The organism is Fontibacter flavus, from assembly GCF_042432905.1.
GTDB lineage: Bacteria > Bacteroidota > Bacteroidia > Cytophagales > Cyclobacteriaceae > Fontibacter > Fontibacter flavus.
This window is the reverse complement of record NZ_JBHLWI010000007.1, coordinates 1-12,853: the sequence shown is the minus strand read 5'-3', so window position 1 is coordinate 12,853 and position 12,853 is coordinate 1. Positions and strand designations below refer to the sequence as shown.

Below are 12,853 nucleotides of genomic sequence, written 5' to 3'. Positions count from 1 at the left end.
GTTAGTTGAATTTGATTCTTGATATATAATGTGGGAACATTTCTTTCCAGACAGGCCAGTCATGGTGACGGTCTTTCCTGACATCCAGCCAGTGACGTAAACCTTTGCCTTCGAGCACATCACTAAGCTTGATATTGGCATCAAAACAGATATCCCAGTTGGATGTGCCGAGGACGATGTCCATTTTCCAGAGTTCGGGGTCATTTAATCCCGGTAAAAACTCCAATGGAGAATTGTAGAAAATATCATCATGATGGTAACCATCCATAAAGTTGCGGATTTCAAAAGCTCCGGACATGGAAAACATGTGGCTGACATACCCAGGATGCCTAAAAGCAAAATTGGCAGCATGGTAACCTCCAAAGCTACACCCGGCCACCACTACTTTGCCCACAGGGGTATTGTGCCTTACTTTTTCAACGATTTCATGGAGGACCATTTTGTCATAGGCTATATGGTTTTGAATCCGTTGGTGTGGATGGACCTGTTTGTTGTAAAAGCTATTTCTGTCATTGCTTTCTGGGCAGAAAATTTGGATTAGTCCCTGATCAATAAACCATTTTGCGGATCCAATGAGGCCCATATCCCTGTTTTCGTAAAACGAGCCCATGGACGTAGGAAAAGCGATGATAGGATAACCGGCATGGCCAAACGCCAATAATTCCACTTCTCTGTTGAGATGTGGCGAGTGCCATTTAAAATATTCCTCTTTCATAAAGTGTCTTTGTTCATGTCTTATTAAAAATAGTGGGCTTTTGGGGTAATCCAAAAAAATACTGCCAAAGATTTTTATTTAAAAACAATAATTTGAATAGCCTGAAAAATCAAAGTAAAATACTGCGAATTTAAGCTTTATGATTCAGTTGTTTTTTCTGTATTGAATCATATACCTTTTGTTGTTGCTATGAAATCAATGTCTGTATTTGACAGCGAATTCTAAATGAAGCCTTAATTGGTTAAATTTTCCCAATAATATCAATGCTTTTCTTCAATCAATTTTACCCAAACAAATATCAAATCAAAAATTATTTGAACCATTCTGCATACATGGGATAATTTTTAGCTGTTCTTTGGATAACCTCCAGCATTTCCGGGCCAGTTTCTTTTACTTTTTTAGCAGGCATTCCAGCATAGATGCTGTTAGCTTCCACGATTGTTCCTGCAAGTACCACTGCCCCAGCTGCGATAACTGCACCGGAATGGATTACAGCATTGTCCATGACGATGGCCCCCATTCCGATCAGGACATTGTCATGAATGGTACAACCATGTACAACAGCATTATGGGCAATGGATACTTTATTGCCAATATAAGTTCCAGCTTTTTGGTAGGTACAGTGGATAACCGCACCATCCTGGATATTGGTGTCGTCCCCGATTCTGATTTCATGAACATCACCCCGGACCACTGCATTGAACCAGATAGTACAGTTTTTTCCCATCACCACATCGCCTACCACAGTTGAATTTTCTGCTAACCAACAATTTTCTCCAAAAACAGGTGTGAAACCGCGAACTGATTTGATTAATGCCATTTTATGATGTTGATTTCCTGAGGGTTTAAAATAATTGATGGATCAAATTTATTTTTTTTCATTCAATTATGAACTTTTTTCAGCCATTATAGTTTTCGTGTATATACATTTAAAATCAGAAACTAAACAATTCAATTTATGAAACTATTGCAAAAAACAGGTTTGTTTTTAGCAGCTGCCTTCTTGGCGGTAGCATGTGGTCCAAGTAATACTGTAGAAACCGGTGATGCGCAGGAAGTCGCTGCTGGTTCAGGTTTGACCTTGGCTGTAGATGCTTCTACTAGCAAAATCAACTGGACTGGTTACAAACCAGCAGGTAAGCATTTCGGTTACATTCCGGTTACGGAAGGTGAAGTGATGATCGAAGGAGATGCTTTGACAGGAGCAAGATTTGTGTTCGATATCACAGGTTTGAAAATCGAAGACATGCAGGAATCAGACGAAAACTATCCAAAACTTTGGGGACACCTTCAGTCTGCTGATTTCTTTGATGCTGAAAACCATCCACAAGCAGTATTCGAACTGACTTCAGTTGAGCCTTTCTCTGCTGGTTCTATCGTAGACAAAGAAGAATTCGAAACTGAATTCACGCCTCAGAAAGATTCTGAATTAGCTGGTGCTAACCCAACTCATTGGGTATCTGGTAACTTGACCATGAGAGGAACTACCAAAAACATCAAATTCCCTGCAACAGTATCAATTGTTGATGGTGTGGTTACAGCAAAAGCTGGTTTCAACATCGACAGAACTGTATGGGGATTGGCTTATGGTGACGAAAGTGGTGCTGTTGATAAAGCAAAAGATCAGTTTATCTACAACACAGTAAGTGTTGGCTTCGACATCAAAGCAAACTAATATTACCCTTTTTCGTGTGTTTAAGAGGAAATCGTAATGGTTTCCTCTTTTTTTGTGCCTTTCCATTAATTTTGCAGCATGTCCCACCAATCTGTTTTCCAGATACCCACACATCAGCATTGGCAATATCAGCTTCTCCAATGGCTGGATGAACAATTTGAATACTTCGCATTTTTTCAATCCAATAGCATCAGCTATCCTTATGATGGCTTTCCAAATAAAATTTACGCCGGTAGTGTAGGATTTACTTTGTATCAAGTTGATGATTATCAAGGCAAGTCGGATATCGTTGGTATTTTGTCATACGATCTGAAAAATCAAATCGAGAATTTAAGCAGTCATCATCCTTCACTAGTGGATTGCAGGGATTCGGATTTTTTTGTGCCTGAGCTGACGATAGAAATAAAAGATGGTGTTTTTCATGTAAAAAGTGTGGATGAATTCCCTTTTGAAAAAATCTTTGGCTTTAATAATTCTTTGAATACAAATCCTGTGGTGAAAGTCAATCCACTAACTTCCAAAGAAAAGTATTTTGCAGATGTCAAATCAATTCAAAACCATATCCGGGAAGGGGATATGTACGAGCTCAATTATTGTATGGGTTTTACTTTTGAGGAAGCAAAATGGAACCCCATTATAGGATTTTTGGACCTGATGCGGGTTTCTCCAATGCCATTTTCGGCTCTTTTTAAAAGCGGTTCCGGCTTCCTCATAGCGGCATCTCCAGAGCGCTTCCTCAAAAGGGAGGAACAAAAATTAGTAGCCCAACCTATCAAAGGGACGATTAAAAGGGGTAAGACGGTTTTAGAAGATAAAGCTCTCAAAGAGCAATTGCTGCATTCTGAAAAAGAAAGGGCAGAGAACCTGATGATCGTAGACTTGATGCGGAATGACCTTTCCAAAGTTTCGGAAGTAGGATCAGTGCGTGTGGAGGAGCTTTTTGGTGTATACCCATTTGCCAAAGTACATCAGATGATCTCAACTGTAACTTCTACTTTACTGCCTGATGTGTCGTTTTCAGAAATCATCCATTCCACTTTTCCAATGGGAAGCATGACCGGTGCCCCCAAGATTAAATGCATGGAGTTGATTGAACGTTATGAGAATTTCAAAAGAGGTTGGTTTTCAGGAGCACTTGGAATTGTGGAGGCAAATGGCAATTTTGACTTCAATGTGGTGATCAGAAGCATAATTTTTGATAAAGATACAGGTAAAGGATATTTTGCTGTGGGTAGTGCGATTACCTATGATGCAGATGCAGCCTATGAATATGAAGAGTGTCTATTGAAAGCCTCTGCCATTTTGAGCATATTGACTCATAGAGAATAATGGAAAAAGTCAGGAAAATCATTCATGTGGATATGGATGCATTTTATGCATCCGTGGAGCAGATGGATAATCCTGAACTGATAGGTAAACCCGTGGCAGTAGGAGGTAATAAAGAAAGGGGAGTTGTGGCAGCAGCTTCCTATGAAGCCAGAAAATATGGAGTAAGGTCTGCTATGTCCGGTAAAATTGCGGCTTTAAAATGTCCGCAGCTGATTTTTGTAAAACCCAGGTTTGACAGGTACAAGGAGATCTCGATGAAGATCCGCGAAATATTTTATGATTTCACGGACCTCGTAGAACCACTTTCTTTGGATGAAGCCTTTTTGGATGTTACAGAGAACAAAGTCAATAATCCATCTGCCACGCTCATCGCTACGGCTATTAGGAAAAGAATCAAGGAAGAAGTTGGGCTGAATGCCTCTGCAGGAATTTCTTACAATAAATTTTTGGCCAAGACTGCCTCAGATATCAACAAACCCAATGGGCAAGCGGTTATTTTACCCAAAGATGCTGAGGCTTTTTTGGAAAGATTGCCAATAGAAAAATTCTTTGGAATTGGGAAAGTTACAGCAGACAAGATGAAGGAAATAGGAATTCATAATGGTTCAGATCTCAAACAATTTTCACTTCAATACCTGACCAAGAAATTCGGGAAATCAGGCTTGCATTTTTACAATATTGTCAGAGGGATCCATCTATCAGAAGTACAGCCCAATAGGATCAGGAAGTCGCTGAGTGCGGAGAACACATTTGAAAAAGACCTAGCGACTCATGATGATTGGGTAAGGGCATTGGAGCAGGTTTTTGATGAACTTTTAAAAAGGATCAAAAGAAGCGGGATCAAGGGCAGAACACTGACCCTGAAAATCAAGTATCATGATTTTACCATACAGACGCGAAGTAAAACTTTTGACCAATATCCGGAACAAGATAAAATGTGGGAAACTGTGATAGAGCTTTTGGACCAAGATACCCTGAATGCCCCTGTAAGACTTTTTGGTATAGGGCTTTCTAACCTTAATGTAGAAGAAGAGCGGCTTCATTTTGGCAAGCAATTGCATATAGATTTTGGAACAGGAGCAGAATCATAGTCTAGTGTAACTTACATCACATTTTTACTTTGTCTTATTTTTTAATTTTGGTTAAGAATATGTCATGATGACAAAAGAAATAAACCCAACTATGAAAAAATTACTGTTCAGTTTTCTTGCATTGATGGTTTCCTTCTCAATTGCCCAAGCGCAATTTGAACAAATCATCAAACCAGCGGAAACCAAAAAAGTAACAATCAAGCAATTCGAAGATAATGGACTGGCACATTTCAGTTATGCTGTCCATGTTGGAGATAAATTGTACCTGATTGATCCTGCCAGGGATCCGCAGCCTTACTATGATTATGCGGCTTCTCAAAATGCAAAGATCGTTGGCGTGATTGAAACCCATCCGCATGCAGATTTTGTGAGTTCACACCTGGAGATGCATGTGAACCAAGGAGCGGTGATTTATGTGAGTAAGCTGGTAGATGCAGGCTATCCACATCAAACTTTCGATGAGGGTGATGTGATAGATTTGGGTCAAGGTGTGAAATTGAAAGCAATCCACACTCCTGGACATTCCCCAGATGGGATCAGTATCATTGTAGAAGAAGATGGTAAAGATGTAGCTGTCTTCACTGGAGATACCTTGTTTATAGGAGATGTGGGAAGGCCAGACCTGAGGGAATCTGCAGGCAGCATCATGATGCAGCGTCGTGAGCTTGCCAAAATGATGTACCGAACCACACGTGAAAAGCTTATGCTGTTGGATGAGGATGTGGCTGTCTATCCTGCTCATGGAGCTGGTTCGCTCTGTGGCAAAGCGATGAGTGATGCCAATAGCAGTACGATCGGTACCGAAAAACTCAGTAATTATGCACTTCAGGAAATGACCGAGGAGGAATTTGTTGACCTCTTACTCCAGGATCAGCCATTTATTCCCAAATATTTCCCATACAGTGTGGGAGTGAATAAAGGCGGTGCGATTTCCTATCAAGCAGCCAAATCCTCTGTAATAAAATTACAGGAGAACTTCAGGACTGCTTCTGATGCAATTGTCATTGATGGTAGAAATCAGGAGCTTTTCAAAAAATCACATATCCCTGGTGCTATTAATATCATGAAAGGAGCCAAGTTTGAAACTTGGTTGGGAAGTATAATTGCCCCGAATACTGCATATTATCTTGTAGCTGAAAGTGAAGAATCTCTTGATGAACTCATTTCCAAAATCACCAAAATCGGTTATGAACCATTTATCAAAGGCGCATTTGTGTATAACGAAACGAATGGGGATAGAATGAGTTTCTTTGATCAAAAAGAATTTGATCAAAACCGTGACGCCTTTACCATTGTGGACATCAGAAATGCTGGTGAATATGCAGATGGGAAAATATTTGAAAATGCCATCAATATTCCTTTGCCGGAATTGATGGAAAGGGTAGGGGAAATCCCTACCGATAAGCCAATAGTGGTGCATTGTGGCACTGGATATAGATCTGCAGCCGGTAGCAGTATCATTTATAATGCGATCAAGGATGCTAAGGTGCTTGATATGAGCGGCGCTATCAAGGACTATCCAAAAAGATAATTAGTTGTGGTTTATGGGAGTACCGAAAGAGGGCAATCGCGTGGATTGTCCTTTTTCTTTAACTTTGACAAATTGAACTATGGAAAAATATCTTAAAATCATATTGGACTCTTATTACGGATACTTCAATTATCTGGTAAATGAGATGTTCTATCCTTCCTGGAAAAACTACTTCTGGTGGCTCCTTGGCTTATCAGTAGGGGTATGGTTATTGGAAATTTTCTTTCCCTGGAGAAAGAAACAGGCCATCTTCAGAAAAGACTTCTGGCTGGATGGTTTTTATATGTTTTTCAATTATTTCCTGTTTTCCCTTATAGCGTATAATGCCATCTCCAATGTGGCAGTGGAAGCCTTTAATGATTTTCTAGGCCTTTTTGGCATAGAAAATATGGTAGCCCTGCACATCGAAACATGGCCGAGATGGGGGCAGTTCCTGTTACTTTTCCTCTTGGCTGACTTTATTCAATGGAATGTTCATAGATTGCTGCACAGGGTGCCGATTTTATGGGAATTCCATAAGGTTCACCACTCCGTGGAAGAAATGGGTTTTGCCGCCCATTTGAGGTTTCACTGGATGGAGACGATATTGTATAAATCAGCGCAGTATATTCCTTTGGCGATGATCGGTTTTGGGCTTGAAGATTTCTTTATTGTGCACATCTTCACCACTGCCATTGGTCACTTGAACCATGCGAATCTGAGAATTACCTATGGACCTTTGAAGTATATTCTCAATAATCCCATCATGCACCTTTGGCACCATGTCAAGGTATTGCCTAAAGACAGGCAATACGGTGTGAATTATGGAATTACCTTAAGTCTGTGGGACTATCTTTTTGGTACGGATTATATTCCCCATGAGGGAAGAGATGAGCCTTTGGGTTTTGATGGCATGGAAAAATTCCCCAAAACATTCTGGCAGCAGGTTACCTATCCTTTTGTGAAAAGAGGAGAGGATGCAAGTATTTCTGCTGATCGAGTGCCCTTTACAAAACCTGAAATGAAAACGAAATCATGAAATCAAGCATGTCGAAATCGACACCTAGAGGGAGGATTATCCTGCTTGCGAGATTCCATGTGAACGTTTGAAAACAAATTATTAACACATGAAAGCAACGATCAATAATTGGAGATTTGTCATATTACTGAGTCTTACCTTGGGTTTGGCGCCCTTTGTTCCCGAACCCCATATCTGGGGTAAAATCAAATGGATTGCCGGGGGAGCTAAAGGCATGGGTGCTTTGGATTGGTTTGATTTTGTGTACCATGGGATACCTTGGGTACTGTTGATCAGACTTTCCTATTTACAGTTTACTGGCAAGCTTCCTAAAGAAGTGAAAGAGTAGGTAAAAACCTAATCTTCGCCAATGTGATTTTGGTTACTGTTTGACATGCAATGCTATGGTAACTTTGTAATGTAAACCAATAAAAGACCATGTTTAACTTCTTTAAAACAAAACCAAAAAACTATATAGATCTTTCTTGTGAAGATTTTCAAAAAGGAATGACTGCCGGTGATGCAGTTATCATTGACGTGAGAACAGCCGGTGAATTCAATTCCGGGAAAATAAAAGGAGCTAGGAATATTGACATCATGAGTCCAAGCTTTATGGCTCAAATTCAAAATCTCCCAAAAGACAAAAAATATTATATCTATTGCCGAAGTGGTAACAGAAGCGGACAAGCTTGTGATATCATGTCAGAAATAGGATTCGAAAATACATACAACTTGGCAAGTGGCATCATGAACTGGCCATATGAAGTAGTTTAAAATAGTGATTGGGTTGAATGGTTAAAATGTCCATCTGCGGGTAAGACCGACGGATGGACTTTTTTTATTCCGTAAACTGATTGGCAAAGAAATCAATTTTCGCCATTTAACTCATCAGTAAATCTCAGGCACGCATTAGGTAATTTTGAAGTTGCATAGGGATTGACTTTTCACTTCTGAGGCAGAAGTTTGGTATTTTCTACAGCAGTTTTGCGGATATTTTCATAGGAGAAAGGAACAGTGAAATACTTGTCATTAGCCCAAATGGGGAAGAGATTTTTATAAAAAGGACTGGCCGGATCTCCAGACTGCCCAGGGGTATTGATTCCTATTGTTTTTTCCCAATCTCCAGTGTCCACTATAATCCTGAAGGAGGCACCGGAAGTATTGTTGTCCCCATAAGCATTTGCGGCAGGCGTATAGCTATATCCACCTCTTGGTAATGGCCCCGCATCTAACATGGGTCTCCATTCTTCGGCCAATGCCAGACTTAGAGGGTGCCTGATCAGGGAATGTTTGTAGGCTGTTTGTCCATATTGCCAGCGGCTTCGGTCTGACCCTAACTTTGATTCCAGTTCAGCGATCGTTTCTACAAAGGAAGTTTTCAGGATGTCATCCAGCTTCTCTTTTCCATTTTGTCCGAATATTTTGGATGGGTTTTCTACCCACTCTATGATCCTGCTCAACTGAATGCTTCCTACAAGACTTTTGATCTCCTCTGGCGTGACTTCTCTGGAGATGTTTTGCCTCATTTTTCTTTCCCACATCACATAGATTCCTGCAGGTATGGAGTTTTTATCCAGCTTGAAATCCCATCCTTTGAGCAGGTTTTTAGCTTGTTCGAGTGATTGATTGTCAAATTAAAGATTGGTCAGGTAAGGAACGAGTTTTCTGGCCGGAATTGCCAAATAGTCATTTTGTAGGTCTCCCATTTCTTCAAGTGTGAATTTCCTTTTTTCCGCAAGGACTTCACGTACCCTGTCTCCCCTAAATGAATCCGCCCATTCAAAACCAATGGTATTTGGGTAAGGGTAATCTTCAGGTGTGACATTTTCATTGGCAGTTGCCAGATATCCAATTTCAGGGTTGAAGACATGAGGTCTTTCAGCGATGGGTTGGTACCCCTTCCAGTCCATACTGCCATCCCCCAAAGATGCAACCATACCTGAAAAACCGTTTCTGATCGGATTGATCCCTGTGGCCTGCCAGCCTATATTTCCTTTTTTGTCCGCCCAGATCATATTTTCAGCCGGAATATGGTTATAGGTGCAGGCATCCCTAAACTCTTCCCATGTGGTAGATTGGTCCATCCTCAAACTTGCCAAATAAGGAGCGCCACCCGGTTCCAACCAGGCACATTCCACAGCCACAGCCTTGTTCAATTCCCTGTCAATGAAGGTAACAGGTCCATGTACCGTATAGTAGTGGGTGACGATCTCATCCGCTTGTCCTTTGACTTTGATTGTATCCTGAATAGCGGTCATGTTTACCCACTTCTTTTGGTACCGGTATTGGTAAGGATTCTTTGGGTTGATGTCATATATTCTCAAATCCTCGTTGTCAGTTTCAAAAATCGTCAAACCCCAAGCGCCATGTTCATTATGGCCGATCGAAACACCCGGAATAACCGGTTCGCCACCACCGACCACATTCCATCCTGGGGCATGTAAATGAACCCAATATCTCAAAGAAGGGATGGCATGAAGACGGTGCGGGTCATTGGCCATAAGGGGAAAACCACTTTCGGTATATTTACCGGAAATGATCCAGTTGTTGCTGCCAATGGAGAATTTTTCAAATTCCAGGGTTTCTTGAAGTTCCCTTTCCGATTTTTCAATTTCAGCACTGAAAGCCATCATGGAATTTTTTGTACCGAAACGGATATCTTCAGGACTGAAATTCAGTCCTGCCCTGAAGGCATCATAAGGCGCTAAAATGTCTTTGAAAAGCAAATCCTCAGGAATGGAAGGGTGGAGGTGCATATTCGGATCCCCAGGATGAAAATAATGGAGTTCTTTGGTTTTCTCAGGACCTACCAGACTTACCATTCTGCTGAATTTCAGTTCGTCCTGAACATTTTGCAATAAACCCTGATGTCGAGATATGACCACTTCCCAGGTCCAAAATCCAGGTAAAATATCCAGAAGTTTAAATTCTATGGGCAAGGCTTCAGGATTTTCCAGGGCTTCCTGAATGTAGGTATTGACCCCAGCTACAAAGGCATCTACAATCGTCTCTCCACGGGGATGATAATGATTGAGTTCAGTGGATTTATCTCCCCTGAACTTAAACAGGCGCACCCCTTTGTCTCTTTCCAGTTCCTTTGATCCCATGATTTCCGCCAAAGTTCCTGTTGCTCTTCTTCTCCAGATTTCAAACTGGAATAAGCGGTCTTTGGCAGCCAAATACCCCTGACTGAAAAATAAGTCATGTTCGTTTTGTGCGAAGATATGGTTAATGCCATTCTCATCTCGCATCACCTCGACTTGGTCTTTTAATCCCTTGATAGTCAGTGTTTGGGCAAATGCCTCACCGATAAATGAAAGAGAAATAAAACATAGGGTCATGAGAATGTTTAAGCGGGCCTGTTTCATAAGTGGGTAGGAATGGACAAATTTCTGAATGATTAAATTTTGCAAAAATTATCAAAAACACATCAAAAATTGTACAGACGGTAAATTTCAATGCGGTTAATTTTGCAATTTCGTTTCTTAAAATCTAAAAACCTATGAAACAGTTAATCGGTACTATGCTTTTGATTGTAGGCTTAGGAATGGCCTGCCAATCACCTCAAAAGGAAGAGAAAATTGTGGAAAAAGTAATTGAGAAAAAAATCATTCAAATGGACAAAGCCCTAAGACATGTTGTGCTTTTTAAGTTTAAAGATGAATCCTCACCGGAAGATGTCCAAAAGGTAGTGGATGCCTTCATGGAATTACCTGACAAAATCGATGTTATTCAGGACATTGAGTGGGGGACCAACAACAGTCCTGAAGGATTGGCTCAGGGTTTTACCCATTGCTTTTTCGTGACATTTGCTTCCGAAGAAGATCGTGATACTTATTTGCCTCATCCGGACCATAAAGCCTTTGTGGACATACTTGGTCCACATTTAGACAAGGTTTTGGTGGTTGATTATTGGGCTATAAGATAAAAAAGCCTGAAAACTGATCTTTTGATCAGTTTTCAGGCTTTTTTGACTATAATTCTACTTAGTTTGTGTTGACAGGTAATTCCCGTTTATTGTCATCTTCACGATCTCCTATTTCTAGGATTTCATATACCACGTAAGTGGAGGCACCTCTCCAGGGGAGTGTGTGTAGGTATTCTTTGTACCTCAACTCTACAAATTTACCCCCTGCTCTTTCCAATTGTTGGGCGACATCATCACCCTTAACAGAAAAGCGGAATTCATTGCTCTGAAGAGCACCGGCAGTGGGACTTTGAAAACCTTCCTGTACTACGCGTCCTTCCCAGGTCTTGAATACATAGCCCTTTTTCTCAAAATAATTTAGAGTACCGCCCTTTACGCCTTCACTGAATACAAAGAAATACCTCCAATAGGTGAATCCGGCCAGGATAAGGATAAGGACGAAAATGCTGATTTTGACGTATTTGTGCATATAAAATTGATGGTTGTTGCCTTTGCTACTAATATTTATGGACATAATTTCCAATAAATGATTTAATAAAACAACACAGGCAATGAAAAGCCATTAAAGTTTTAGAAACTTCATCTAATTTCGGTTGTTATTCATATATGGATTTGTTTGGAAATAATCATCATGAAAATTTACTGCCCTTCAAAGGGGAGGCTTATTATTATCCCGCCTTTTTTGACAGAAAAGAAAGTGATCGGTATTTCAAATTACTTCAGGAAGAAATCCAATGGAAACAGGAACCTATCTGGTTATTTGGAAAAAAAGTGTTGCAACCCAGATTGACAGCCTTGTATGGAGACCCCAGCATTCCTTATGGTTATTCAGGAATTGAAATGCAATCATTTGAATGGCTCGACTTTTTGAGGGAAATCAAAGAAAGAATTGAAGAAAAATCACAGACCGAATTCACCCATGTTTTGTTGAACCATTACCGTGATGGACAGGACAGTATGGGTTGGCATAGGGATAATGAGCAAGTTTTGGGACACAACCCTGTCATTGCTTCCTTAAGTTTTGGAGTTCCGAGAAAGTTTCAGTTTCGACTTTATCAGAATAAAGCGGTCAAAAAAGAATTGATTTTGGAACATGGTTCTTTCCTGCTTATGACAGGCGAGACCCAGATCCAATGGGAACATCAACTTCCCAAAAGTACAAGGGTTCATGGTGCAAGAATCAACTTGACTTTTAGAAAAATATCCAGATAAAAGCAGAATTCAGTTGCTGGGATTAAAAGTTTAGGTTTGGAAGTCCAAACTGGCAATATTAGAATTTGGGTTTGAATAATACCACATAGCTACAGAGAGCACATAGTTTTAGAAGCTTGGTATTTTGATTTAAACGAATCTTACTACCCTATGTGTACTCTGTTTCTATGTGGTTTAAAGATAAAGGTCTGGTATCTTGAGGTTTAATGTTTCGAGAGGTGATAAAATCAGACTTGAAATCAGGAATTTGAAGGGGGCTGTCCGAAAAGGGCAGCCTTTTTTATGCTGCAATTTTTTGATTTTGAAAATCTAAAGTCATGATTGGGGATTTTTGATTAGATTTTTTCCTTGACACGTATAATACTGGTCGACTAA

The 12,853-nt window shown here is 40.3% G+C and carries 12 protein-coding genes and 1 pseudogene; 9 read left to right on the top strand and 4 right to left on the bottom strand.

The window, feature by feature from the left end; translation table 11 throughout:
* Position 1 precedes the first annotated feature (1 nt).
* Both ACFFIP_RS03475 and ACFFIP_RS03470 read right to left on the bottom strand, forming a co-directional pair.
* Positions 2-715 (bottom strand): esterase family protein, encoded by a 714-nt coding sequence (locus tag ACFFIP_RS03475; RefSeq protein WP_382386174.1) that lies wholly within the window; start codon positions 713-715, stop codon positions 2-4.
* 310 nt (positions 716-1,025) lie between these two features.
* Positions 1,026-1,535 carry a gamma carbonic anhydrase family protein gene (locus ACFFIP_RS03470; RefSeq protein ID WP_382386173.1) on the bottom strand — a complete coding sequence of 170 codons (510 nt, stop codon included), beginning with the start codon at positions 1,533-1,535 and terminating at the stop codon, positions 1,026-1,028.
* A gap of 138 nt (positions 1,536-1,673) precedes the next feature.
* Here ACFFIP_RS03470 and ACFFIP_RS03465 point away from each other — a divergent pair, with 138 nt between their 5' ends.
* The 7 genes from ACFFIP_RS03465 to ACFFIP_RS03435 all read left to right on the top strand — a co-directional run bounded on the left by ACFFIP_RS03465 (position 1,674) and on the right by ACFFIP_RS03435 (position 8,112).
* The gene (locus ACFFIP_RS03465; RefSeq protein ID WP_382386172.1) at positions 1,674-2,390 is read left to right on the top strand and encodes a YceI family protein; all 717 of its coding nucleotides are present in this window, start codon (positions 1,674-1,676) and stop codon (positions 2,388-2,390) included.
* Positions 2,391-2,468: 78 nt separating this feature from the next.
* A complete protein-coding gene (locus tag ACFFIP_RS03460; protein WP_382386171.1) occupies positions 2,469-3,719 on the top strand; it encodes an anthranilate synthase component I family protein in 1,251 nt (416 codons plus the stop codon).
* The gene (gene dinB, locus ACFFIP_RS03455; protein WP_382386170.1) at positions 3,719-4,810 is read left to right on the top strand and encodes a DNA polymerase IV; all 1,092 of its coding nucleotides are present in this window, start codon (positions 3,719-3,721) and stop codon (positions 4,808-4,810) included. The genes ACFFIP_RS03460 and dinB overlap by 1 nt, the downstream gene beginning before the upstream one ends.
* A gap of 91 nt (positions 4,811-4,901) precedes the next feature.
* Entirely contained in the window at positions 4,902-6,341 is a 1,440-nt protein-coding gene (locus tag ACFFIP_RS03450) for a rhodanese-like domain-containing protein (RefSeq protein ID WP_382386169.1), read from the top strand.
* Positions 6,342-6,420: 79 nt separating this feature from the next.
* The gene (locus ACFFIP_RS03445) at positions 6,421-7,359 is read left to right on the top strand and encodes a sterol desaturase family protein (RefSeq protein ID WP_382386168.1); all 939 of its coding nucleotides are present in this window, start codon (positions 6,421-6,423) and stop codon (positions 7,357-7,359) included.
* Between the two features lie 88 nt (positions 7,360-7,447).
* Complete coding sequence (locus ACFFIP_RS03440) at positions 7,448-7,687, top strand: hypothetical protein (protein ID WP_382386167.1); 240 nt, start codon at positions 7,448-7,450, stop codon at positions 7,685-7,687.
* 89 nt (positions 7,688-7,776) lie between these two features.
* Complete coding sequence (locus tag ACFFIP_RS03435; protein ID WP_382386166.1) at positions 7,777-8,112, top strand: rhodanese-like domain-containing protein; 336 nt, start codon at positions 7,777-7,779, stop codon at positions 8,110-8,112.
* Positions 8,113-8,282: 170 nt separating this feature from the next.
* On the opposite strand, the pseudogene ACFFIP_RS03430 reads toward ACFFIP_RS03435, so the two are convergent.
* Positions 8,283-10,589 (bottom strand): annotated as a pseudogene (locus ACFFIP_RS03430) (penicillin acylase family protein).
* A 251-nt stretch (positions 10,590-10,840) separates the two neighbouring features.
* On the opposite strand from ACFFIP_RS03430, the gene ACFFIP_RS03425 reads away from it, so the two are divergent.
* Positions 10,841-11,266, top strand: a complete 426-nt coding sequence (locus ACFFIP_RS03425; protein WP_382386165.1) for a Dabb family protein — start codon at positions 10,841-10,843, stop codon at positions 11,264-11,266.
* 58 nt (positions 11,267-11,324) lie between these two features.
* On the opposite strand, the gene ACFFIP_RS03420 is transcribed toward ACFFIP_RS03425, so the two are convergent.
* Entirely contained in the window at positions 11,325-11,735 is a 411-nt protein-coding gene (locus ACFFIP_RS03420) for a hypothetical protein (RefSeq protein ID WP_382386164.1), read from the bottom strand.
* Positions 11,736-11,872: 137 nt separating this feature from the next.
* Here ACFFIP_RS03420 and ACFFIP_RS03415 point away from each other — a divergent pair, with 137 nt between their 5' ends.
* Positions 11,873-12,478, top strand: a complete 606-nt coding sequence (locus tag ACFFIP_RS03415) for an alpha-ketoglutarate-dependent dioxygenase AlkB family protein (protein ID WP_382386163.1) — start codon at positions 11,873-11,875, stop codon at positions 12,476-12,478.
* The last annotated feature ends 375 nt before the right edge of the window (positions 12,479-12,853 follow it).

What these genes read in the sequence shown, in the direction of transcription:
- ACFFIP_RS03470 (WP_382386173.1), bottom strand. Translation starts at nt 1,535, where the DNA reads ATGGCATTAATCAAATCAGTTCGCGGTTTCACACCTGTTTTTGGAGAA.
- ACFFIP_RS03440 (WP_382386167.1), top strand. Translation starts at nt 7,448, where the DNA reads ATGAAAGCAACGATCAATAATTGGAGATTTGTCATATTACTGAGTCTT.
- dinB (WP_382386170.1), top strand. Translation starts at nt 3,719, where the DNA reads ATGGAAAAAGTCAGGAAAATCATTCATGTGGATATGGATGCATTTTAT.
- ACFFIP_RS03420 (WP_382386164.1), bottom strand. Translation starts at nt 11,735, where the DNA reads ATGCACAAATACGTCAAAATCAGCATTTTCGTCCTTATCCTTATCCTG.
- ACFFIP_RS03475 (WP_382386174.1), bottom strand. Translation starts at nt 715, where the DNA reads ATGAAAGAGGAATATTTTAAATGGCACTCGCCACATCTCAACAGAGAA.
- ACFFIP_RS03460 (WP_382386171.1), top strand. Translation starts at nt 2,469, where the DNA reads ATGTCCCACCAATCTGTTTTCCAGATACCCACACATCAGCATTGGCAA.
- ACFFIP_RS03465 (WP_382386172.1), top strand. Translation starts at nt 1,674, where the DNA reads ATGAAACTATTGCAAAAAACAGGTTTGTTTTTAGCAGCTGCCTTCTTG.
- ACFFIP_RS03450 (WP_382386169.1), top strand. Translation starts at nt 4,902, where the DNA reads ATGAAAAAATTACTGTTCAGTTTTCTTGCATTGATGGTTTCCTTCTCA.
- ACFFIP_RS03435 (WP_382386166.1), top strand. Translation starts at nt 7,777, where the DNA reads ATGTTTAACTTCTTTAAAACAAAACCAAAAAACTATATAGATCTTTCT.
- ACFFIP_RS03425 (WP_382386165.1), top strand. Translation starts at nt 10,841, where the DNA reads ATGAAACAGTTAATCGGTACTATGCTTTTGATTGTAGGCTTAGGAATG.
- ACFFIP_RS03445 (WP_382386168.1), top strand. Translation starts at nt 6,421, where the DNA reads ATGGAAAAATATCTTAAAATCATATTGGACTCTTATTACGGATACTTC.
- ACFFIP_RS03415 (WP_382386163.1), top strand. Translation starts at nt 11,873, where the DNA reads ATGGATTTGTTTGGAAATAATCATCATGAAAATTTACTGCCCTTCAAA.